The organism is Pseudomonas sp. NBRC 111130 (genome assembly GCF_001320485.1).
GTDB classification, from domain to species: domain Bacteria; phylum Pseudomonadota; class Gammaproteobacteria; order Pseudomonadales; family Pseudomonadaceae; genus Aquipseudomonas; species Aquipseudomonas vlassakiae.
Genome location: NZ_BCBG01000056.1, coordinates 1 through 21,648, shown reverse-complemented (window position 1 = coordinate 21,648; position 21,648 = coordinate 1). Strand labels below are relative to the sequence as shown.

Annotated in this window: 21 protein-coding genes; 16 read left to right on the top strand and 5 right to left on the bottom strand. The window is 63.8% G+C overall.

Features of this window, described 5'->3' with window-relative positions; all coding sequences use genetic code 11:
* The first annotated feature begins 37 nt into the window (after positions 1-37).
* The 14 genes from APH33_RS20535 (at position 38) to APH33_RS20470 (ending at position 15,360) form a co-directional block, all read left to right on the top strand.
* The gene (locus APH33_RS20535; protein WP_054886919.1) at positions 38-1,660 is read left to right on the top strand and encodes a methyl-accepting chemotaxis protein; all 1,623 of its coding nucleotides are present in this window, start codon (positions 38-40) and stop codon (positions 1,658-1,660) included.
* A gap of 5 nt (positions 1,661-1,665) precedes the next feature.
* Positions 1,666-2,172 (top strand): chemotaxis protein CheW, encoded by a 507-nt coding sequence (locus APH33_RS20530; protein ID WP_054886918.1) that lies wholly within the window; start codon positions 1,666-1,668, stop codon positions 2,170-2,172.
* Positions 2,169-3,422, top strand: a complete 1,254-nt coding sequence (locus tag APH33_RS20525; RefSeq protein WP_054886917.1) for a protein-glutamate O-methyltransferase CheR — start codon at positions 2,169-2,171, stop codon at positions 3,420-3,422. The genes APH33_RS20530 and APH33_RS20525 overlap by 4 nt, the downstream gene beginning before the upstream one ends.
* Positions 3,419-4,084: a chemotaxis protein CheW gene (locus APH33_RS20520; protein ID WP_054886916.1), complete on the top strand. Its 666-nt coding sequence runs from the start codon at positions 3,419-3,421 to the stop codon at positions 4,082-4,084. The genes APH33_RS20525 and APH33_RS20520 overlap by 4 nt, the downstream gene beginning before the upstream one ends.
* Entirely contained in the window at positions 4,081-6,372 is a 2,292-nt protein-coding gene (locus APH33_RS20515) for a hybrid sensor histidine kinase/response regulator (protein WP_054886915.1), read from the top strand. The genes APH33_RS20520 and APH33_RS20515 overlap by 4 nt, the downstream gene beginning before the upstream one ends.
* Positions 6,369-7,382, top strand: coding sequence for a chemotaxis response regulator protein-glutamate methylesterase (locus tag APH33_RS20510; protein ID WP_054886914.1), 1,014 nt, complete (start codon positions 6,369-6,371; stop codon positions 7,380-7,382). Before APH33_RS20515 ends, APH33_RS20510 begins: the two co-directional genes overlap by 4 nt.
* A gap of 51 nt (positions 7,383-7,433) precedes the next feature.
* Complete coding sequence (locus APH33_RS20505; RefSeq protein ID WP_054886913.1) at positions 7,434-8,438, top strand: PleD family two-component system response regulator; 1,005 nt, start codon at positions 7,434-7,436, stop codon at positions 8,436-8,438.
* Between the two features lie 92 nt (positions 8,439-8,530).
* A protein-coding gene (prfB, locus tag APH33_RS27255) for a peptide chain release factor 2 (RefSeq protein ID WP_099815345.1) occupies positions 8,531-9,626 on the top strand; the annotation gives its coding sequence in 2 pieces (ribosomal slippage) (positions 8,531-8,602 and positions 8,604-9,626; 1,095 coding nt in all).
* Positions 9,627-9,719: 93 nt separating this feature from the next.
* Entirely contained in the window at positions 9,720-11,222 is a 1,503-nt protein-coding gene (gene lysS / locus APH33_RS20495) for a lysine--tRNA ligase (RefSeq protein ID WP_054886911.1), read from the top strand.
* A 206-nt stretch (positions 11,223-11,428) separates the two neighbouring features.
* Positions 11,429-12,133, top strand: coding sequence for a TetR/AcrR family transcriptional regulator (locus APH33_RS20490; RefSeq protein WP_054886910.1), 705 nt, complete (start codon positions 11,429-11,431; stop codon positions 12,131-12,133).
* A 29-nt stretch (positions 12,134-12,162) separates the two neighbouring features.
* The gene (locus APH33_RS20485; RefSeq protein WP_054886909.1) at positions 12,163-12,711 is read left to right on the top strand and encodes a hypothetical protein; all 549 of its coding nucleotides are present in this window, start codon (positions 12,163-12,165) and stop codon (positions 12,709-12,711) included.
* A gap of 153 nt (positions 12,712-12,864) precedes the next feature.
* Positions 12,865-14,142, top strand: coding sequence for a flavohemoglobin expression-modulating QEGLA motif protein (locus APH33_RS20480; protein ID WP_054886908.1), 1,278 nt, complete (start codon positions 12,865-12,867; stop codon positions 14,140-14,142).
* Positions 14,114-15,037, top strand: coding sequence for an alpha/beta hydrolase (locus tag APH33_RS20475; protein ID WP_054886907.1), 924 nt, complete (start codon positions 14,114-14,116; stop codon positions 15,035-15,037). Before APH33_RS20480 ends, APH33_RS20475 begins: the two co-directional genes overlap by 29 nt.
* Complete coding sequence (locus APH33_RS20470; RefSeq protein ID WP_054886906.1) at positions 15,034-15,360, top strand: hypothetical protein; 327 nt, start codon at positions 15,034-15,036, stop codon at positions 15,358-15,360. The genes APH33_RS20475 and APH33_RS20470 overlap by 4 nt, the downstream gene beginning before the upstream one ends.
* 3 nt (positions 15,361-15,363) lie before the next feature.
* Here the strand turns inward: APH33_RS20470 and APH33_RS20465 are convergent, their stop codons facing one another.
* The 5 genes from APH33_RS20465 to APH33_RS20445 form a co-directional block, all read right to left on the bottom strand.
* Positions 15,364-15,681, bottom strand: coding sequence for a type II toxin-antitoxin system RelE/ParE family toxin (locus tag APH33_RS20465; protein WP_054886905.1), 318 nt, complete (start codon positions 15,679-15,681; stop codon positions 15,364-15,366).
* Positions 15,641-15,919 (bottom strand): type II toxin-antitoxin system Phd/YefM family antitoxin, encoded by a 279-nt coding sequence (locus APH33_RS20460; RefSeq protein WP_082433671.1) that lies wholly within the window; start codon positions 15,917-15,919, stop codon positions 15,641-15,643. Before APH33_RS20460 ends, APH33_RS20465 begins: the two co-directional genes overlap by 41 nt.
* A 135-nt stretch (positions 15,920-16,054) precedes the next feature.
* Complete coding sequence (locus APH33_RS20455) at positions 16,055-16,846, bottom strand: OmpA family protein (RefSeq protein ID WP_054886904.1); 792 nt, start codon at positions 16,844-16,846, stop codon at positions 16,055-16,057.
* A 50-nt stretch (positions 16,847-16,896) separates the two neighbouring features.
* Positions 16,897-17,310, bottom strand: a complete 414-nt coding sequence (locus APH33_RS20450) for a DUF4398 domain-containing protein (protein ID WP_054886903.1) — start codon at positions 17,308-17,310, stop codon at positions 16,897-16,899.
* A 274-nt stretch (positions 17,311-17,584) separates the two neighbouring features.
* A complete protein-coding gene (locus tag APH33_RS20445; protein WP_054886926.1) occupies positions 17,585-17,929 on the bottom strand; it encodes a hypothetical protein in 345 nt (114 codons plus the stop codon).
* A gap of 169 nt (positions 17,930-18,098) precedes the next feature.
* On the opposite strand from APH33_RS20445, the gene ppc reads away from it, so the two are divergent.
* Both ppc and adk read left to right on the top strand, forming a co-directional pair.
* Positions 18,099-20,726: a phosphoenolpyruvate carboxylase gene (ppc, locus tag APH33_RS20440; RefSeq protein WP_054886902.1), complete on the top strand. Its 2,628-nt coding sequence runs from the start codon at positions 18,099-18,101 to the stop codon at positions 20,724-20,726.
* 257 nt (positions 20,727-20,983) lie between these two features.
* Positions 20,984-21,634 (top strand): adenylate kinase, encoded by a 651-nt coding sequence (adk, locus tag APH33_RS20435; RefSeq protein ID WP_028691565.1) that lies wholly within the window; start codon positions 20,984-20,986, stop codon positions 21,632-21,634.
* Positions 21,635-21,648 lie beyond the last annotated feature (14 nt).

The window sequence follows — 21,648 nt, the reverse complement described above, 5'->3', positions numbered from 1 at the left end:
ATTTTTCCCGCTCGTTGTGAATTCCTGAGGGCTGAATGTGAAGAACTGGACCTTGCGCCAACGGATCCTGGCAAGTTTCGCCGTGATCATCGCCATCATGCTGCTGATGATCGTAGCCGCCTACTCGCGGCTGGTGACGATCGAAACTGCCGAGGAGGCGGTGGGAACAGACAGCATTCCGGGGCTCTACTACAGCTCGATGATCCGCAGCGCCTGGGTCGACAGCTACGTCACCAGCCAGCAGTTGGTGGGGCTGTCCGACCACCGCGAAATCACCACGGCCGACATGGAGCTGTTCAAGAGTTTCGAAGATCGCCTCAAGCAATTCATGGCGAACTACCAAGGCACCATTCAGGACACCGATGACCAGGAACGCTTCGATACCTTCATCAAACTTGAAGAAAACTACCTCAAGATCATCGGCCAAGTGCTTGAGGCTTACCGCCAGCAGAACTACGTCGAAGCCGAGCGGCTGATCAGGGATGTGCTCACCCCGGCCTGGGTGGAAGGGCGCAAGCACCTCAACACGGTAATCGAGCACAACCGCGAGTCTGCAGATGCAGCGACCCGTGAAATCGTCACGGCCGTTAGCACCGCCAAGGGCAGCATGATGGTCTCGTTGCTGTTGGCGATCGTGGCCGCCGGTATCTGCGGCCTGCTGTTGATGCGTGCCATCACCGCACCGGTACAACGCATCGTCCATGCCCTCGACAAGCTGCGTTCGGGCGACCTCAGCATGCGGCTGAGCCTGGACCGCAAGGATGAGTTCGGTGCCATCGAAAGCGGCTTCAACGAAATGGCCGAAGCCCTGGCCAACCTGGTGGCCCAGGCGCAGCGCTCGTCGGTGCAGGTGACCACGTCGGTCACCGAGATCGCCGCCACCTCCAAGCAACAGCAGGCTACCGCCACCGAAACGGCCGCCACCACCACCGAAATCGGCGCCACCTCGCGTGAAATCGCTGCCACTTCGCGCGACCTAGTGCGCACCATGACCGAGGTCACCTCTGCCGCCGACCAGGCCTCGAGCCTGGCCGGTTCCGGCCAGCAGGGCCTGGCGCGCATGGAAGAAACCATGCACCAGGTGATGGGCGCCGCCGACCTGGTCAACGCCAAGCTGGGCATCCTCAATGAAAAGGCCAGCAACATCACACAGATGGTAGTGACCATCGTGAAGGTGGCCGACCAGACCAACCTGCTCTCGCTCAATGCCGCCATCGAGGCGGAAAAGGCCGGCGAATATGGCCGCGGTTTTGCCGTGGTCGCCACCGAGGTGCGACGCCTGGCCGACCAGACTGCCGTGGCCACCTACGACATCGAACAGATGGTCCGCGAGATCCAGTCGGCGGTATCGGCCGGGGTGATGGGCATGGACAAGTTCTCCGAAGAAGTGCGCCGTGGCATGTTCGAAGTGCAGCAGGTGGGCGAGCAACTGAGCCAGATCATCCACCAGGTCCAGGCCTTGGCGCCGCGGGTGCTGATGGTCAACGAGGGCATGCAGGCCCAGGCCACTGGCGCCGAGCAGATCAACCAGGCCCTGGCCCAGCTCAGTGATGCCAGCACTCAGACGGTGGAATCGCTGCGCCAGGCGAGCTTTGCCATCGATGAGTTGAGCCAGGTGGCCGCCGGCCTGCGCGGTGGTGTATCGCGCTTCAAAGTCTGACCACCATGACCGGTTTGCATTCCTCCCCGGCAGCTGCGGCCAGCGCCAAGGGCATCCTGTATCTGCAGTTTTGCCTCAACCAGCAGCGCTTTGCCCTGGATGTGCGCGAAGTGATCGAGGTGCTGCCACGACGGCCGCTCAAGCCGATTGCCCAGGCGCCGGCCTGGGTTGCTGGCATCATGGCGCATCGCGGTGTGCTGGTGCCGGTGGTCGACCTCGGCGCGCTGAGCTTTGGCCAGCCGGCAGCCGAGCGCACCAGCACGCGCCTGGTGCTGGTGCGCTATCGTGGCGACCAGGTGCTGGGCCTGATCCTTGAACAAGCGACCGAAACCCTGCGTTGCATGCCGGACGAGTTCCAGCCCTATGGCCTGGACAACGGCGAAGCGCGCTACTTGGGCCCGGTCCGCCAGGACGCCCAAGGTTTGCTGCAACGGATAGAAGTCGATGACCTGCTGACAGAGCGCGTGCGCGAACTGTTGTTCCCGCAAGCGCCAGAACAGGTGACGCCATGAGCGAGCAACGTTTCTTCCGCTTCCTGCAGGAACGTATCGGCCTGGATGTCGAGTCGGTTGGTGTGCCGATGGTGGAGCGGGCCCTGCGCCAGCGTTGCGTCGCCCTGAATGCCGCCGATCTGGGTGACTACTGGGTTCGCCTGCAGCAATCGCCGGATGAGCAACTGGCGCTGATCGAGGCGGTGATCGTCCCGGAAACCTGGTTCTTCCGTTATCCGGACTCGTTCACCGCGCTGGTCGGGCTGGCCCAGAAGCGCCTGGCCGAGTTGGCCGGCGAGCGGCCCTTGCGCCTGCTCAGCCTGCCTTGCTCCACCGGTGAGGAGCCGTATTCGCTGGCCATGGCCTTGCTCGATGCGGGTATGAGCCCGGCCGATTTCCGTATCGACGGTATCGATATCAGCCCTAGCTCGGTGGCCAAAGGCATACAGGGCGTCTACGGGCGCAACTCGTTCCGCGGCGCTGAACTTGGGTTTCGCGAGCGGCATTTCCGTGAGGATGATGATGGCCACAAGCTGAACGAGCGGGTACTGCAGCAGGTGAATCTGGAGGTTGGCAACGTGCTCGACCCAGCGCTGGCCCGCCGCTATGGTCAGTATGATTTCGTGTTCTGCCGCAACCTGCTGATCTATTTCGATGTCCCGACCCAGCAACGGGTGTTCGAAGTGCTCAAGCGCCTGGCGCAGCCGCAGGGTGTGCTGTTCATCGGCCCTGCCGAAGGCAGCTTGCTGGCGCGGTTGGGCATGCGCCCGCTGGGCATAGCCCAGTCGTTTGCCTACGTTCGTCAGCCTGCCGATGTGCCGACTGCACCCGCCCAGCCGCCACGGCCGCTGCCAGCTGCGGCAGCACCGAGCCGCCCGCGGCCCATGACGGTGCCATCGGCTCGGCCCTTGCGCGTGGTGCCACCGGCCGCCCACGCAGCTGAACCGCGCGAGAGCGAAAGCGAGTTGCTGGCCAACATCGCGCGCCAGGCCAATGCCGGCGACAGCGCCCAGGCCCGCGCCAGTTGCCAGCGCTACCTGCGCCTGTTCGCCCCCAAAGCCCAGGTCTACTACTGGTTGGGGCTGCTGAGCGATACCGAAGGTGATGCGCAGCAGGCGTTGAGCCTTTACCGCAAGGCCCTTTACCTGGAGCCGCAGCATCCCGAGGCATTGTTGCACCTGGCCACGCTGCTGGCTGCCCAAGGGGACGAAGCCGGTGCCCGCCGCTTGCAGGAACGTGCCGCACGTGCTGGCCGGGAGTCTGAACGATGAAAGCCGAACACGCGGTCGAGCTGCTGGCCAAAGACGATGAGCGCATCGACGACTGCTGGAACCGTATCGGTGTCCACGGCAGCAAGGATTGCCCGTTGCTGGAACGGCACATCCATTGTCGTAACTGTGAAGTCTATGCTGCGGCGGCCACGCGCCTGCTCGATCGCTATGCGCTGATCGAAACCGACCTGGCGCACGAGACGGCCCCGGTCGAAACCTCGGCCGGGCGCTCGCTGCTGCTGTTCCGCCTGGGCGAGGAGTGGCTGGCCCTGGCCACAGCCTGCCTGGCCGAGATCGCTCCCCTGCAACCGGTGCATTCGTTGCCCCATCAACGCTCGCGGGTACTGCAAGGGGTCGCCAATGTGCGCGGCGCGTTGGTGCCCTGCCTGTCACTGGCCGACCTGCTGGGTGTGGAGCGCTTGTCCGAGCAGCCGCGCAGCGGTCGGGCGATGCCGCGCATGCTGATCCTGGCAGCGTCGGGCGGGCCGGTGGTGATGGCGGTGGACGAAATCGACGGCATTCATCGCCTCGATGCCGCTTTGCAGGGGGCCACCGAGGATGCCGCACCGTTTACCGCTGCGGTGTTGCAGTGGCGGGGGCGCAGTGTGCGGGTGCTGGACAATCACCATTTACTGTCTGCCGTGCAGCGGAGCCTGTCATGACCCCAGAGCAAATGCGCGACGCATCGCTGCTCGAACTGTTCAGCCTGGAGGCCGAGGCACAGACTCAGGTGCTCAGTACCGGGCTGATGGCACTGGAACACAACCCGACCCAGGCCGACCAGCTGGAAGCCTGCATGCGGGCGGCGCATTCGTTGAAGGGCGCCGCGCGTATCGTCGGCATCGATGCCGGGGTCAGCGTCGCCCATGTCATGGAAGACTGCCTGGTGGCGGCGCAGGAAGGCCGGCTGCTGTTGCGCGCCGAACACATCGATGCACTGCTGCGCGGCACCGACTTGCTGATGCACATCGCCACCCCCGGCGATCCGAATGGCGAGGCATTGGTGCCGGCGTTCCTGGTGCAGATGGCCGGCCTGCTCGACCCCGCTGGCTCGGTACCGGCAGCGGCAGCGCTTGAACCGGCGCTTGCCGTGGCTCCGCCGTCCCCGCCTGAGCCTGAGCTTGAGCCGATGGCGCCGGCCGTCGCGGCCGAAGTCGAATCCGCCGTGCCGCGCAAGGCCGGCAAGCGCGCAGGCGAGGGCGGTGAGCGGGTCTTGCGGGTCACCGCCGACCGTCTGAACAGCCTGCTCGACCTGTCCAGCAAGTCATTGGTCGAGACCCAGCGCCTGAAGCCCTACCTGGCCACCTTGCAGCGGCTCAAACGCATGCACGGCCAGGGCATGCGTGCCCTCGACGGTTTGAAGACGCAGCTTGAAGACAGTGGCCAGAGCCCCGAGGTGCTGGATGCCCTGGCGCAGACCCAGCGCCTGTTGCTGGAAACCCAGCAGATCCTGCAGCAGCAAGCCGCCGACCTCGACGAGTTTGGCTGGCAGGCCAGCCAGCGAGCCCAGTTGCTGTACGACACGGCATTGGCCTGTCGCATGCGCCCGTTCGCCGACGTGCTCACCGGCCAGACCCGCATGGTTCGTGACCTCGGGCGTTCGCTTGGCAAGCAGGTGCATCTGCACATCGAAGGCGAGAAAACCCAGGTCGATCGTGATGTGCTGGAAAAACTCGAAGCGCCTTTGACCCATTTGCTGCGCAATGCCGTCGACCATGGCATTGAACTGCCCGAGCGGCGCCTGCTGGCGGGCAAACCGGAGGGAGGTACGATCCGCCTGCGCGCCTCGCACCAAGCCGGGCTGCTGATCCTCGAACTGAGCGATGATGGCTCGGGCATCGACCTTGAGCGCCTCAAGCGCAACATCGTCGAGCGCGGCCTGTCGCCGGCCGACACCGTAGCGCAGATGAGCGAAGCCGAGTTGCTGACCTTCCTGTTCCTGCCGGGCTTCAGTCTGCGCGACAAGGTCACCGAAGTGTCTGGCCGTGGTGTCGGCCTGGATGCGGTGCAGCACATGGTCCGCGACCTGCGTGGTTCGATCGAGCTGACGCAGCTGCCCGGCCAGGGCTGTCGTTTCCACCTGGAGGTGCCGTTGACCCTGTCGGTGGTGCGCAGCCTAGTGGTGGAAGTCGGTGGCGAGGCTTATGCGTTCCCGCTGGCGCATATCGAGCGCACCCTTGAAGTGGCGACCGAAGACATCGTACAGATCGAGGGCCGTCAGCACTTCTGGCACGAAGGTCGGCATATCGGCCTGGTGGCTGCCAGCCAGCTGCTCAACCGGCCGGCGGGGCAGGGCGAGGCCAGCAGCCTGCGGGTGGTGGTGATCCGTGAGCGCGAGCAGCTTTACGGGGTCGCCGTGGAGCGCCTGGTCGGTGAGCGGGTGCTGGTGGTGATGCCGCTCGATCCGCGCCTGGGCAAGGTCCAGGACATCTCGGCAGGGGCCTTGCTGGACGATGGCTCGGTGGTGCTGATCATCGATGTCGAGGACTTGCTGCGCTCGGTCGAGAAGCTGCTCAGCACCGGCCGGCTGGAGCGTATCGAACGCGGCGCACAAGGGGCGCGAGGCGCCAGCCGCAAGCGCGTCCTGGTGGTCGATGATTCGCTCACCGTGCGCGAGCTGCAGCGCAAGCTGCTGGGCAACCGTGGCTATGACGTCGCAGTGGCGGTGGACGGCATGGACGGCTGGAATGCGCTGCGCAGCGAAGACTTCGACCTGCTGATCACCGATATCGACATGCCGCGCATGGATGGCATCGAACTGGTCACCTTGGTGCGCCGCGACCAACGGTTGCAGTCACTGCCGGTGATGGTGGTGTCGTACAAGGACCGTGAAGAAGATCGCCGGCGTGGCCTTGATGCCGGGGCCGACTACTATCTGGCAAAAGCCAGCTTCCATGACGATGCGTTGCTGGATGCCGTGGGGGAACTGATCGGAGGTGCTCAGGGATGAAGATCGCCATCGTCAACGATATGCCCATGGCGGTAGAGGCGTTGCGCCGGGCCCTGGCCTTCGAGCCGGCGCACCAGGTGATCTGGGTGGCCAGCGATGGCGCTGAAGCCGTGCGCAAATGCGCCGAGGACACTCCCGACCTGATTCTCATGGACCTGATCATGCCGGTGATGGATGGCGTCGAGGCGACCCGGCGGATCATGGCCGAATCGCCCTGCGCCATCGTCATTGTCACGGTCGACCGCAAGCAGAACGTGCACCGGGTGTTCGAGGCCATGGGCCATGGCGCCCTGGATGTGGTCGACACCCCCGCACTGGGAGCCGGTGACGCACGTGAGGCTGCGGCGCCGCTGCTGCGCAAGATCCTCAATATCGGCTGGTTGATTGGCCAGCAGCGGCCCGGCGCGAGCAAGTCGGTCGCCGCCCCCCTGCGCGAGGCTTCCCAGCGCAGTGGGCTGGTTGCGATTGGCTCTTCCGCAGGTGGCCCGGCCGCCCTCGAAGTGCTGCTTAAAGGCCTGCCGCGCGGTTTTGGGGCGTCGATCGTACTGGTCCAGCATGTCGACCAGGTGTTCGCTGCCGGCATGGCCGAATGGCTCGCCAGCGCCTGCGGCTTGCCCGTGCGCCTGGCCCGCGAAGGCGAACCGCCCCAGCCCGGGCAGGTGCTGCTGGCCGGCACCAACCACCATATCCGTCTGCTCCAGGGCGGCCAGCTGGCCTACACTGCCGAGCCCGTCAACGAAATCTACCGGCCTTCGATCGACGTGTTCTTCGAGAGCGTGGCGCGCTACTGGAACGGCGATGCGGTGGGGGTGCTGCTTACCGGCATGGGGCGTGACGGCGCCCAGGGCCTGAAATTGATGCGCCAGCAGGGCTTTCTGACGATTGCCCAGGACCAGGCCAGCAGTGCGGTGTACGGCATGCCCAAGGCCGCTGCGGCGATCGATGCCGCAGTGGAAATCCGCCCGTTGGAACGCATCGCCGGGCGCTTGATGGAGCTCTTCGCAAAATGACGACTTGTATAGAATCGCGCCGCGTGAGCGGACGTGGTCAGGTGAATTCTAATGACTGATCTACCGATCGAAGGGTTCACGACCCCCAATGAAAACATGGCGATGGTCCTGCTGGTCGATGACCAGGCGATGATCGGTGAAGCGGTGCGTCGTGGCCTGGCAGTGGAAGAGAACATCGATTTTCATTTCTGCGCCGACCCGCATCAGGCGGTAGCCCAGGCCGTGCGCATCAAGCCCACGGTGATCCTTCAGGACCTGATCATGCCCGGCCTGGACGGCCTGACCCTGGTTCGCGAGTACCGCAACAACCCGGCCACCCGGGACATCCCGATCATCGTCCTGTCGACCAAGGAAGATCCGCTGGTCAAGAGCGCCGCCTTCGCCGCCGGCGCCAACGATTATCTGGTCAAGTTGCCAGACAACATCGAGCTGGTGGCGCGTATCCGCTACCACTCGCGCTCCTACCTGACCCTGCTGCAACGCGACGAGGCCTACCGCGCCCTGCGGGTCAGCCAGCAGCAGCTGCTCGACACCAACCTGATGCTGCAGCGTCTGATGAATTCCGACGGCCTGACCGGGCTGTCCAACCGCCGCCACTTCGACGAATACCTGGAGCTGGAATGGCGCCGGGCCATGCGCGAGCAGCAGCAATTGTCGTTGCTGATGATCGATGTCGATTACTTCAAGGTGTTCAACGACAGCTTCGGTCACCTAGCCGGCGACGAAGCGCTGCGCCAGGTCGCCGAGGCCATTCGCGGCTCCTGCTCGCGGCCAACCGACCTGCCGGCGCGCTACGGCGGCGAGGAGTTCGCCCTGGTGTTGCCCAACACCTCGCCTGGCGGTGCACGCCTGATCGCCGAGAAGCTGCGCCAGACCGTGCTTGGCCTGAACATTGCGCACAGTGTGCCCACGGCAGACTCGCTGCTGACCGTGAGCATCGGCCTGGCGACCCAGACGCCGGCCATTGGCAGCCATTGCCGGCAGCTGATTTCGGCGGCGGACAAGGGGCTGTACCAGGCCAAGAACAACGGGCGCAACCAGGTCGGCATTGCCTGACGCCGATGCGGCTGCCCAACGGGCTGCCGCCGCTCTTTGGATGGGTTATACTCGCGGGCTTTTCACCGAATTCGCACGAGAGCCAGCCGCCCATGGAAATCCAACCAATCCTGAACACCATCAAGGACCTCACCGAGCGTTCCCTGTCCATTCGGGGGTATCTTTGACTACGATCACAAGCATGACCGCCTGATCGAAGTCAACCGCGAGCTGGAAGACGCTGCCGTCTGGAACAAGCCCGAGTACGCCCAGGCCCTGGGCCGCGAGCGCGCCATGCTGGCGCAGGTCGTCGAGACCCTGGACAAGCTGGCCAATGGCCTGGCCGACTGCAAGGACCTGCTCGACATGGCTGTCGAGGAAGGTGATGAAGGCGCCGTCAGCGACGTCGAGACCGAGCTGCAGGCCCTGGAAGAGTCCCTCGCCCAGCTTGAGTTCCGTCGCATGTTCAGCGGCGAGATGGACATGAACAACGCCTACCTGGACATCCAGGCCGGCTCCGGCGGCACCGAGGCGCAGGACTGGGCCAACATCCTGCTGCGCATGTACCTGCGCTGGGCCGACAAGCGTGGCTTCGACGCCACCATCATCGAGCTGTCCGAAGGTGAAGTCGCCGGCATCAAGGGCGCCACCGTGCACATCAAGGGTGAGTACGCCTTCGGCTGGCTGCGCACCGAGATCGGCGTGCACCGCCTGGTGCGCAAGAGCCCGTTCGACTCCGGCGCGCGTCGCCACACCTCGTTCTCGGCGGTGTTCGTGTCCCCCGAGATCGACGACAAGGTCGAGATCGAGATCAACCCGTCCGACCTGCGCATCGACACCTACCGCTCCTCCGGTGCTGGTGGTCAGCACGTCAACACCACTGACTCGGCGGTGCGTATCACCCACGTACCGACCAACACCGTGGTGGCTTGCCAGAACGAACGTTCCCAGCATGCCAACAAGGACACCGCCATGAAAATGCTGCGGGCCAAGTTGTACGAGCTGGAAATGCAAAAGCGCAACGCCGCTTCGCAGGCGTTGGAAGACAGCAAGTCGGACATCGGCTGGGGCCACCAGATCCGCTCCTACGTGCTGGATGACTCGCGCATCAAGGACCTGCGTACCGGCGTCGAGCGCAGCGACTGCCAGAAGGTCCTGGATGGCGACCTCGACCAGTATCTGGAAGCGAGCCTCAAGCAGGGGCTGTAAGCCGTACACCACCGCCGCGCTACCTGGCCACTTGCCGGTAGCGCGTGCCCTGCCCGGAAAGGGCAACGAATACCTGATGGAAAGAATGACGACATGAGCGACCTGAAGACCGAATCGCAAGACCTGCAACAGGAAGAAAACGCCCTGATCGCCCTGCGCAAGGAAAAACTTGCCGCCGAGCGTGCCAAGGGCAATGCCTTCCCCAACGACTTCCGCCGCGACAGCTACTGCAACGATCTGCAGAAGCAGTACGCGGACAAGACCAAGGAAGAGCTGGAAGCAGCCGCGATCCCGGTCAAGGTTGCCGGTCGCATCATGCTCAACCGTGGCTCGTTCATGGTCATCCAGGACATGACCGGCCGTATCCAGGTCTACGTCAACCGCAAGACACTGCCCGAAGAAACCCTGGCCGCCGTCAAGACCTGGGACCTGGGCGACATCATCAGCGCCGAAGGCACCCTGGCCCGTTCCGGCAAGGGCGACCTGTACGTCGAGATGACCAACGTGCGCCTGCTGACCAAGTCGCTGCGCCCGCTGCCGGACAAGCACCACGGCCTGACCGACACCGAGCAGCGCTATCGCCAGCGTTACGTTGACCTGATGGTCAACGAAGAAACCCGCCACACCTTCCGGGTGCGTTCGCAGGTGATCTCGCATATCCGCAAGTTCCTCATCGAGCGCGACTTCCTCGAAGTCGAGACGCCGATGCTGCAGACCATCCCGGGTGGTGCAGCGGCCAAGCCGTTCGAAACCCACCACAACGCCCTGGACATGGCCATGTTCCTGCGTATCGCGCCGGAGCTGTACCTCAAGCGCCTGGTGGTTGGCGGCTTCGAGAAAGTGTTCGAGATCAACCGCAACTTCCGTAACGAAGGCGTTTCGACTCGTCACAACCCTGAATTCACCATGCTCGAGTTCTACCAGGCCTACGCCGACTACCGCGACAACATGGACCTCACCGAGGAACTGTTCCGCGAGCTGGCGCAACTGGTGCTGGGCACCACCGACGTGCCATACGGCGACAAGGTGTTCCACTTCGGCGAGCCGTTTGCTCGCCTGTCGGTATTCGACTCGATCCTCAAGTACAACCCCGAGCTGACCGCTGCCGACCTGCAGGATGTCGACCGTGCTCGCGACATCGCCAAGAAGGCCGGCGCCAAGGTGCTGGGCCACGAAGGCCTGGGCAAGCTGCAGGTGATGATTTTCGAAGAGCTGGTCGAGCACAAGCTGGAGCAGCCGCACTTCATCACCGAGTACCCGTTCGAAGTGTCGCCACTGGCTCGCCGCAACGACGACAACCCGGCCGTGACCGACCGCTTCGAGCTGTTCATCGGTGGCCGCGAAATCGCCAACGCCTACTCCGAGCTCAACGATGCCGAAGACCAGGCCGAGCGCTTCCTGGCCCAGGTGGCAGAGAAGGACGCAGGTGACGATGAAGCCATGCACTACGACGCCGACTTCGTTCGCGCCCTGGAGTACGGCATGCCACCGACTGCCGGTGAAGGCATCGGTATCGACCGCCTGGTGATGCTGCTGACCAACTCGCCATCGATTCGCGACGTGATCCTGTTCCCGCACATGCGCCCACAAGCCTGAGTGATCTGAACAAGCCGCCTTTCGGGGCGGCTTTTTCTTGCCTGTACACTTGTATTGCCTGTACCGGCCTCTTCGCGGCTAAAGCCGCTCCCACAGGTACTGCACAGGCCCTCAGAGCTGCGTATTCCCTGTGGGAGCGGCTTTAGCCGCGAAGAGGCCGGTACAGGTCGACCACTGTCCATGAGGTAACCACTGTGACACCCGCAATGGCCCAACAAGGCGCCGCCGGCATCGCCACCGCCGTCGCCGAAAGCGTGCAGTACCAGGGTCGCAAGACCGCCCGTCAAGGCAGCGAACAGCGCCGCCAGCTGATCCTCGACGCCGCCATGCGCATCGTCGTGCGCGATGGCGTGCGAGGCGTGCGCCACCGTGCGGTGGCCGCCGAGGCGGGAGTGCCGCTATCGGCCACCACGTACTACTTCAAGGACATCGAAGACCTGCTCACCGACACCTTTGCCCAGTATGTCGAGCGCAGCGCCGCCTACATGGCCAAGCTCTGGGCCAACACCGAGGTGGTGCTGCGCCAGTTGCTCGCCCAAGGGGATGGCAGTGTGCATTCGCGGGCGCGGCTGGCTGATGAAATCGCCCGCATGACCGTCGACTATGTACAGCGTCAACTGCTCAGCCGCCGCGACTTCATGATGGCCGAGCAGGCCTTCCGCCAGGAGGCCTTGCTGTGCCCGCGCCTGGCCGAACTTGTGTGTGCCCACGAGCAGATCCTGCTGCACGGCGCCCGCCAGCTGCTGCAGGTGGTCGGCTCGCAGCAACCGGAACAGGACGCCCAAATGTTGACGGCGATTATCGAGCAGATGGAATATCAGGGCCTGCTCAAGGATGCCGATGCGCAAGCCGATGGGCAGATGCTCGCTATGCTTACCCGTTACCTGCACCTGGTGTTGGCCTCGGCCTGAGCAGTGACCGAACTTTCAAGGAGAACCTGATGAAAGCCTGGCGTGTGGTGTTGTTGACGTTGTCATTCCTCCTGCTGGGCGGTTGCCTTGTGAGCTTTCATGAGCCGCTGCCGAGCAACCAGGCTGCGCCCAAGGCATTGCTCGGCAAGTGGAGCAGCAAGGATGCCTGGGGCGAGCCGCTGAAGCTGACCATCAGCCGCAGCGGCGGTGATGCGTACAAGGCGGTGGCCACGGCCAAAGGCAAGGCGCCGGAGGAATACACCTTCACCGTCTCCCGCCACGGCAACCGCTGGTACTTGTCGGCTGGCGTGCCCAAGCGCCTGGGCGGCAACTTCCTGATTGGCGGTTTCGACATCGTCGATGGCAAGGAACTGGTGGTCTATAACCTCGACGTCGAGCAAGTGCAGCAGGCGGTCGAGAAAAAGGAACTGAGCGGGCGCAGTACCCAGATTGCGCAAGACAGCGAGCAGGGCGTGCTGATCGACAGCCCGTCGCAACGCGTGCTGGCGTACCTCGACGACCCGGCCAACTCCGACCTGTTCGTCGAAGTGGCGCGGTTCCAGCGCAGTAGCAAGTAGTCACCTGTGCTGGCCTCTTCGCGGGCGCGCCCGCTCCCACAGGTATTGCACCGGGGCTGAAACCAGTGCGGTCCCTGTGGGGGCGGGCTTGCCCGCGAAGAAGCCGGCACAGGCAAAGCAAGACTTGTATCTTGATCTAGAAAGGAGTCCCCGGTGGACGAATACCAGCAGACCATCCGCGCGCTGTCCGACCGCATTGTCGCGGCGCAGACCCCGATCCGGGTTCTGGACGCCGTGAAATGGGACGACAACATCCGCCAGGGCTTCCTCAAGGCCAAGGGCAAGGAGCCGCCCGCCGTTGACCGTGAGTACTACCTGGCGCGCCCGCTGGCATTCGACTCCAGCGCGGTGAAGGCCGAGTTCCAGGCCATCGAGCGCGACATCATCCGCCAGCTGGGCCAGTTCAACCCGGTCGGGCAGATCATGAAGCGCATGTGCCGCGAATACCGCATGGTCGTGCGCATGCTCGAAGCCCGGGGTACCGAAGACTTCGGGCTGATCTCGCAGGAGCTGTATGGCGCTGCCTCCGACGCCTTCCACGCCGGTGACCCGACCCTGGCCGACCTGGGGCTGATGCTTTCGGACTACCTGAACAATATCGACGGGCGTGGCGACCTCAAGGACGAGCCGAAGAACCTGACTGCCAAGGAGGCCGTGGACATCCTCCAGCGCCGCCTGAACAAGGTGTTCGGCGAGGCCGAGGAGACCATCCGCGTTTTCGAGTCGGACGGTATCGTCGCCGATGCCGCAGCCGGTGCCGACTACATCAAGGTGCGCGCCGATGCCATGTTCAACAACCGTGACGTGCGTGCGCTGGAGGTGCATGAGGGCCTGGTGCATGTGGGGACCACCCTCAACGGTTTGAACCAGCCGATCTGCACATTCCTGGCCAAGGGCCCGCCCTCGTCGACGGTGACCCAGGAAGGCCTGGCCATCCTCATGGAGGTGATTGCCTTCGCTTCCTACCCCAGCCGCCTGCGCAAGCTGACCAACCGCACCCGCGCCATCCACATGGTCGAAGAGGGCGCCGACTTCCTGCAAGTGTTCGAGTTCTTCCGCGAGCAGGGCTTCGAGATGGGACAGAGCTACAGCAACGCCAGCCGGGTGTTCCGGGGTTCGGTGCCCAATGGCCTGCCATTCACCAAGGACTTGTCCTACCTCAAGGGCTTCATCATGGTTTACAACTACATTCAGTTGGCCGTGAAGAAGGGCAAGCTCGAGCAGATACCGCTGCTGTTCTGCGGCAAGACCACCCTGGAAGACATGCGCACCTTGCGCCAACTGGTCGAGGAAGGGCTGGTCGAGCCGCCCAAGTACTTGCCGGAGCAGTTCCGCGACCTCAACGCGCTGTCGGCCTGGATGTGCTTCTCCAACTTCCTCAACCACTTGAGCCTGGATCGTATTGAAGCCGACTACGCGAACATTCTCTGAACGCTGCCGCCCGCTGGTACTGGGCATGCTCCTGCTGGGGCTGTGCGGCTGCAGCAGCCTGTTGTTCTATCCCGAACCCGGCGAAGCGTTCACTCCGCAACGCGCCAAGCTGGAGTACCGCGATATCAGCCTCACTACCGCCGATGGCCTGCGCCTGCATGGTTGGTGGCTGCCGGCCAAGGCGGGGGTAGAGCTCAAGGGGACGGTGCTGCATCTGCACGGCAACGGTGGCAATCTGCCGGGCCACCTTGGCGGCAGCTACTGGCTACCGGAGCAGGGCTACCAGGTACTGATGATCGATTACCGTGGCTATGGCCTGTCCGAGGGCTCGCCAAGCTTGCCTGAGGTCTATCTGGACATCGACGCGGCAATGGCATGGCTGGCCCAGGCCCCCGAGGTCAAGGGCAAGCCGCTGGTACTGCTCGGCCAGAGCCTCGGCGGAGCGATGGCGATCCACTACCTGGCGCAGCACCCCGAGCAGCGCCAGCGCTTCAGTGCCCTGGTGTTCGACGGCGTGCCGGCCAGCTACCGTGGGGTAGGGCGTTATGCCCTGGGCACTTCGTGGCTGACGTGGCCGCTGCAGGTGCCGCTGTCCTGGCTGGTACCGGATGGCGACAGCGCAATCCATTCGATCGGGCAACTGAGCAGCCCGCCAAAGCTGTTTTTCCACAGCATCGACGACACCTTGGTGCCGATGGACAACGGCATCCGCCTGTACCAGCACGCACCGGCGCCACGCGTGCTGCAACTGACCCGTGGCGGCCACGTGCAGACCTTCGCCGACCCGGTATGGCGCCAGGTGATGCTGCGCTTCCTCGATGACCCCAGCCATTTCAACGGCCTGCGGCGGCTTGCCGAAGTGCCCAACTACCCTGACGAGAAGAACGCCCAATGAGTGAAGAACGCAACGCCATCCCGCTGATCCTGACCGGTGTCGGCAGCATCGTCGTGACGGTGGGGACCCTCTGGTACTACGGCTACCTGCATTTCGCCAAACCAGAGGATGCGCTGCTGCTGCAGGACTTCACCATGCTCAAGACGATTCCTGGCGAGGACTACAAGGTCTCGCTGGACCCGGCATCGCAGGTGGCCCAGTGCGTGGATGGCGTGCTGGTGCTGTTCGATACCGAGCAGAAAGGCCTGACCGGCGTGCTGGTAGACAGCCGCAAGCGTGCAGTGCGCTGCATGGGCAAGGAGACGCCGCAGCAGGTGCAGTGATCCTCAGGTCAGGCGGGAGCGGGCTGCATCATAGGCTGCGCTTCGCTCTCGCTTGCCGATCGCAATGACAATCACAACCAGGCGGTGATCGACTACCCGGTAGACCAGTCGATAGCCAGCGGACCTCAGTTTGATCTTGTAACAGTCAGCCATGCCGGAGAGTTTGTCTTTCTCCACCCTCGGCTGTGTCAGCCGCACCTTGAGTTTTCTTGCGAACTGTAGCTGCAACGAGCCGTCGAGCTTTGCGAACTCCTTCCTTGCTCTTACATCGAATTCAAGGTCATAGCTTTTTGCTGCCTCCGGCTTCGGCGATGAGCTCATCAATATCCACTCTTACTGTGGGCCCTCCACGCCGTTGCCGGACAAGCTCGGCCAGTTGCATGTCGTCGATCAGATCCATCATCGCTTCGTAGCGCTCGGGCGGCACGGCATAGAACGCCGGTTCGTTGCGATTGAGGATGACCACGGTTTCACCGGCAGCTTCGCGGATAGTACCCATGGGGTCTTTCTTAAGGTCGGTGATCGATGCTGCCAGATCAGCGAGAACAGGATAGGTCATCGTTGTATCAACCCGTAAATTTGGTTATCGACACGGAAATTGTAGTATTTCAAAGAGTGCTTTTAAAGGTGCTTTTTTCGGTGTTCAAGCATGAAAAAACCCCGCCATGAAGGCGGGGTTTCTTTTTAGCCAGCCTTATTGCTGAATCTGGCTCACCGAACGGGGTGCCACCGGCTGGTTGTCGTTGGAGATGGTCACCTCCACCCGACGGTTCTGCGCACGGCCCGAGTTGCTGCCGTTGTCCGCCACCGGGTATTCCTTGCCATAACCCTGGGCGACGACACGCGCCGGGTCCACGCCTGCACGTACCAGCGCCGCGCGAACGCTGGCGGCGCGGCGTTCGGACAGGCCCTGGTTGTAGCTGGCCGAGCCGACGCTGTCGGTGTAGCCCTCGACGATCACCTTGCGCTCCGGGTTTTCCTGAAGGAACTGGGCCAGCTTGGTGATGTTCGGGTAGGCGTTGCTCTTCAGGGTGGCCTTGTTGAAGTCGAACAGCACATCACCAAAGGTCACCAGGGTGCCGCGGTCGGTCTGCTTGGCATTCAGGCTTTGCTGCAGCTTGGCGATCTGTGCTTCGCGGGCATCGAGCTTGGCCTGGGCGCGCTGGGCCGAGGCGTTCTTCAGCTCGTTCTCGGCGGTGCGCAGGGCGATGGTCTGCTTGGCCACCTCGATCCGCTGGTTGGTCAGGTAGGCGAGCTGGTCGACCTTCTGGCTGTCTTCACGGTCCATGAAGGCCTTGTCGGACTTGTTCAGCCAGTCCTGGGCATCCTTGGTCTCGAGCGCGGCCACCTTGCTTGCCTGCGGGTCACTCTGCAGTGCAGAGAAGTTGGTGCGAGCCGACTCCAGGTTGGGGTTCGGGTCGTGGGAACAGGCGGCAAGGCCGACGCTCAGTGCCAGCAGGGCGGGAATCATGACGTAGTTGCGCATAGTGTTCATCCTTTGATCAGTTGCGAAGGCTGGGGTTGGCGTGGCGGCGCTCATTCGGCGCTGCGCAGGCCTTCCTGACGTACGTCCTGAACGCCCTGGCGGGCATCCTGCACGGCCTTCTGGGCCTTGGCTGCCTGGGCCTTGCGCTCGGCGACGCGGGCATCCCATTCGGCCTGCTCGGCCAGGCGCTTGGCCTCATCGTACTTTTTGTCGTGCATGGCGATTTCGGCTTGCTTGAACTTGTCCTGGGCCGATTTCATTTCCACGGCGGCGAACTCGGTGCCACCGGCACTGACGGCCGAATTGACCGCGGACTGGGTGACAGCGTACTGCTCGGTAGGCGGGTTGCCTGCACAGCCGGCCAGGACCAGGCTACTGCCCAGGGCCAGCGCGGCCAGCTTCAACCCGCGCACGTGAGTAGATGAGAGGTTCGGGGTGCGGGTCTTGATGGTGGTCAGTTCCATTGGATCACTCCTGATTACGACGATGTCCGTAGCAGTCCATCGCTCAATCCCTGACAGTGCCTGCGCTTGTGCTCAACGATGCACATGGCAGGAGTGCAGGGTTTTAGCGTGATGGCTATTGGCTGGGACTTGACCGTTTTTTGAATGGTTCCGAAAAAAATGCGCCGTTTTGCCATTTTTTTCTGACTGATCGGTCAGTGAGATTTACCCGGAACTTTTCATCGCTGGAGTGGTTTCCGGGCCTGTTGCAGGCCCGGATCGTGGTGCTGCACGCTCAGTTCCCGGTGTCGTCGCCGGTATTGCTGAGGTCGTGCAAATGGCGCCGTGACAGGGCCAGAAACCGCGGGGTCGGGCCGATATCTTCGAACAGCGGGTCACCCTCTTCGTCAGTGGCGATGACCTTCTGGCCCTGCACGTAGGGGAAGCTGGCTTCCAGCTCTTCCAGCGCGGCGGCGACCAGTTCGCCGAGCAGTTCCTCGGCGGTGCGCTTGGGGTACATGTCGATCAGGGCAGCCAGGCGTGCCTCGGACTCCAGGTCCAAGTGCAAGGCGTGGCCGGTGGGGCTCAGGGTGCCGGCGGCATTCTGTTCCCAGTGCTGGGCGAGTTCGCGGATTTTCATGATGACCTCTGTCAACGCCAGAAAAGGCTGCATTGCATCGGACTGCGCTGGTTTAACTTTAGTTTGCTTTGCGCGATCGCGGCTTGCCATCGCGCCCCGGCAATGGGCACTCTTGGGCCAGTGCTGTTTCCTGAGCAGAGCGTGGCGAGCCGCGCCGAAGAGAGGGCCAATGACTGATATCGATGTGCGCCTGCGTGAAGATGTCCATGTGTTGGGGGAGTTGCTCGGCGAGACCATCCGCCAGCAGCACGGTGATGCGTTCCTGCAGAAGATCGAGGACATCCGCCACAGTGCCAAGGCCGACCGCCGCGGTGCTGGCGAGCAACTGAGCTCGACCTTGGCCGACCTTGCCGAAGAAGACCTGCTGCCCGTGGCGCGAGCCTTCAACCAGTTCCTCAACCTGGCCAACATGGCCGAGCAATATCAGCTGATCCGCCGTCGCGATGCCGGTCAGCCAGAGCCGTTCGAGGCGCGGGTCTTGCCCGAGCTGCTGGCTCGCCTGAAGCAGGCCGGGCCTAAGGATGACGCCCTGGCCCGGCAGCTCGCCAAGCTCGATATCCAGCTGGTGCTGACCGCACACCCGACCGAAGTGGCGCGGCGCACGTTGATCCAGAAATACGATGCCATCGCCGGCCAGCTGGCCGTCCAGGACCACCGCGACCTGACCCCCGCCGAGCGTGGGCAGGTGCGCGAGCGCCTGCGCAGGCTGATCGCCGAGGCCTGGCACACCGAAGAGATCCGCCGCGCCCGGCCCACCCCGGTAGACGAGGCCAAATGGGGCTTCGCGGTGATCGAGCATTCGCTGTGGCAGGCCATCCCCAACCACTTGCGCAAGGTCGACAAGGCATTGTTCGACGCCACCGGCCTGCACCTGCCGCTGGAAGCTGCGCCGATTCGCTTCGCCTCGTGGATGGGCGGTGACCGCGACGGCAACCCCAATGTCACGGCGGCCGTGACCCGTGAGGTATTGCTGCTGGCCCGCTGGATGGCCGCCGACCTGTTCCTGCGTGATATCGATGCGCTGGCGGCCGAGTTGTCCATGCAACAAGCCAGTGAGGCCTTGCGTGAACGTGTGGGCGACAGTGCCGAGCCGTACCGGGCGTTGCTCAAACAGTTGCGCGAACGGCTGCGGGCGACGCGCGCCTGGGCCCAGCTTGCATTGACCAGCAACCAGCCGGCGAGCGCCGAGGTGCTGGTGGATAACCGCGACCTGATCGCACCGCTGGAGCTGTGCTATCAGTCGCTGCATGAATGCGGCATGGGGGTGATCGCCGATGGCCCGCTGCTCGACAGCCTGCGCCGGGCGGTGACCTTCGGCCTGTTCCTCGGCCGCCTGGATGTGCGCCAGGATGCCGCCCGGCACCGTGATGCGCTGGCGGAGATTACCGATTACCTTGGCCTGGGCAGCTATGCCGACTGGGACGAAGAGCAGCGCATCGCATTCCTCCAGGCGGAACTTAAGAATCGCCGGCCGTTGCTGCCCGCGCACTTCACGCCTCAGGCAGAGACCGCTGAAGTGTTGGCAACCTGCCGCGAGATCGCCGCTGCGCCGGGCGCTTCGCTGGGCTCCTACGTGATCTCGATGGCGGGTGCGGCCTCTGATGTGCTGGCCGTACAACTGCTGCTCAAGGAAGCCGGCCTTACCCGGCCGATGCGCGTGGTGCCGCTGTTCGAAACCCTGGCGGACCTGGACAACGCCGGGCCGGTGATGCAGCGCCTGCTTGGCCTGCCGGGCTACCGCGCCAGCCTGCGCGGGCCGCAGGAGGTGATGATCGGCTATTCCGACTCGGCCAAGGACGCGGGCACCACGGCAGCGGCCTGGGCTCAGTACCGTGCCCAGGAAAACCTGGTGCGCATCTGCCGCGAGCATCAGGTCGAACTGCTGCTGTTCCACGGCCGTGGTGGTACGGTGGGCCGTGGTGGTGGCCCGGCCCATGCGGCGATACTGTCGCAGCCTCCGGGTTCGGTGGCAGGTCGGTTCCGCACCACCGAACAGGGCGAGATGATTCGCTTCAAGTTCGGCTTGCCGGCCATCGCCGAGCAAAATCTCAACCTGTACCTGGCTGCTGTGCTCGAAGCCACCTTGCTGCCACCCCCGCCTCCAGAACCCGCCTGGCGGTCATTGATGGATCAGCTGGCAGCCGATGGCCTCAAGGCCTACCGCGGCGTGGTGCGGGAAAACCCGGACTTCGTTGAATACTTCCGCCAGTCCACCCCCGAGCAGGAGCTGGGTCGCCTGCCGCTGGGCAGCCGCCCGGCCAAGCGCCGTGCCGGTGGCATCGAAAGCCTGCGGGCGATCCCGTGGATCTTCGGCTGGACCCAGACACGCCTGATGCTGCCGGCCTGGCTGGGGTGGGAAACCGCCCTGAGCAATGCCCTGGCGCGAGGCCAGGGCGAGCTGCTGGCGCAGATGCGCGAGCAGTGGCCATTCTTCCGCACCCGCATCGACATGCTGGAAATGGTCCTGGCCAAGGCCGACGCGCAAATCGCCGAGGCCTACGACCAACGTCTAGTGCAACCAGGCCTGCTTCCATTAGGTGCACACTTGCGCGACCTATTGTCGCAGTCGTGCCAGGTGGTGCTGGGCCTGACCGGCCAGCCGGTGCTACTGGCGCACAGCCCCGAGACCCTGGAATTCATCAGCTTGCGCAATACCTACCTGGACCCGCTGCACCGCCTGCAGGCCGAATTGCTGGCCCGTTCACGCAGCCGCGAAGCCGCTCTGGACAGCCCGTTGGAGCAGGCCCTGCTGGTGACCGTGGCAGGTATCGCCGCGGGGCTGCGCAACACCGGGTAAGGCCTGCCGTCGCGGCCCTTGCCGGTTGACCGGCGGGCAGCCACAACAGGGCGAGGAGGGTGGTTGCGCCGGGCGCAACCACCCTCCGTTCTGGTTACGGACGACGCAATGCTGCAACTTTGGGACGCTTGTCTGGCTGCCGGGCGCTGTGTATCTTGAGCAGCCTTTTGACCGATTTATGGTCATACCCGATTTTCCGGACTTGGCCTCGATTGCCGAATCCATTGAATTTCATAAAAAAATTTGAGGAGCACGAGATGCGCGTAATTCTGCTGGGAGCTCCCGGGGCCGGTAAAGGTACTCAGGCAAAGTTCATCACCGAAAAGTTCGGTATTCCACAGATCTCCACCGGTGACATGCTGCGTGCCGCCGTCAAGGCCGGCACCCCATTGGGCCTGGAACTGAAGAAAGTCATGGATGCCGGTCAACTGGTGTCCGACGAGCTGATCATCAGCCTGGTCAAGGAGCGCATCGCCCAGCCGGATTGCGCCAATGGCTGCCTGTTCGACGGCTTCCCCCGCACCATTCCACAGGCTGAAGCGATGGTTGCCGCGGGCGTGGATATCGACGCCGTGGTCGAGATCGCTGTCGACGACGAAGAAATCGTCGGCCGCATGGCTGGCCGCCGTGTGCATCTGGCCTCGGGCCGCACCTACCACATTCAGTACAACCCGCCGAAAGTGGAAGGCAAGGACGATGTCACCGGCGAAGACCTGATCCAGCGCGACGACGACAAGGAAGAAACCGTGCGTCACCGCCTGTCGGTCTACCACAGCCAGACCAAGCCGCTGGTGGACTTCTACCAGAAGCTGTCGGCAGCCAATGCTGGCAAGCCGAAGTACAGCCACATCGAAGGCGTCGGCTCGGTCGAGTCGATCACCGCCAAGGTGCTGGCAGCTCTGAGCTGATCCCTTCTGACGCA

Coding starts and splice junctions, on each gene's coding strand:
- APH33_RS20530 (WP_054886918.1), top strand. CDS start 1,666: ATGACCGGTTTGCATTCCTCCCCGGCAGCTGCGGCCAGCGCCAAGGGC.
- APH33_RS20525 (WP_054886917.1), top strand. CDS start 2,169: ATGAGCGAGCAACGTTTCTTCCGCTTCCTGCAGGAACGTATCGGCCTG.
- APH33_RS20520 (WP_054886916.1), top strand. CDS start 3,419: ATGAAAGCCGAACACGCGGTCGAGCTGCTGGCCAAAGACGATGAGCGC.
- APH33_RS20515 (WP_054886915.1), top strand. CDS start 4,081: ATGACCCCAGAGCAAATGCGCGACGCATCGCTGCTCGAACTGTTCAGC.
- APH33_RS20510 (WP_054886914.1), top strand. CDS start 6,369: ATGAAGATCGCCATCGTCAACGATATGCCCATGGCGGTAGAGGCGTTG.
- APH33_RS20505 (WP_054886913.1), top strand. CDS start 7,434: ATGACTGATCTACCGATCGAAGGGTTCACGACCCCCAATGAAAACATG.
- lysS (WP_054886911.1), top strand. CDS start 9,720: ATGAGCGACCTGAAGACCGAATCGCAAGACCTGCAACAGGAAGAAAAC.
- APH33_RS20490 (WP_054886910.1), top strand. CDS start 11,429: ATGGCCCAACAAGGCGCCGCCGGCATCGCCACCGCCGTCGCCGAAAGC.
- APH33_RS20485 (WP_054886909.1), top strand. CDS start 12,163: ATGAAAGCCTGGCGTGTGGTGTTGTTGACGTTGTCATTCCTCCTGCTG.
- APH33_RS20470 (WP_054886906.1), top strand. CDS start 15,034: ATGAGTGAAGAACGCAACGCCATCCCGCTGATCCTGACCGGTGTCGGC.
- APH33_RS20465 (WP_054886905.1), bottom strand. CDS start 15,681: ATGAGCTCATCGCCGAAGCCGGAGGCAGCAAAAAGCTATGACCTTGAA.
- APH33_RS20460 (WP_082433671.1), bottom strand. CDS start 15,919: ATGACCTATCCTGTTCTCGCTGATCTGGCAGCATCGATCACCGACCTT.
- APH33_RS20455 (WP_054886904.1), bottom strand. CDS start 16,846: ATGCGCAACTACGTCATGATTCCCGCCCTGCTGGCACTGAGCGTCGGC.
- APH33_RS20450 (WP_054886903.1), bottom strand. CDS start 17,310: ATGGAACTGACCACCATCAAGACCCGCACCCCGAACCTCTCATCTACT.
- APH33_RS20445 (WP_054886926.1), bottom strand. CDS start 17,929: ATGAAAATCCGCGAACTCGCCCAGCACTGGGAACAGAATGCCGCCGGC.
- ppc (WP_054886902.1), top strand. CDS start 18,099: ATGACTGATATCGATGTGCGCCTGCGTGAAGATGTCCATGTGTTGGGG.
- adk (WP_028691565.1), top strand. CDS start 20,984: ATGCGCGTAATTCTGCTGGGAGCTCCCGGGGCCGGTAAAGGTACTCAG.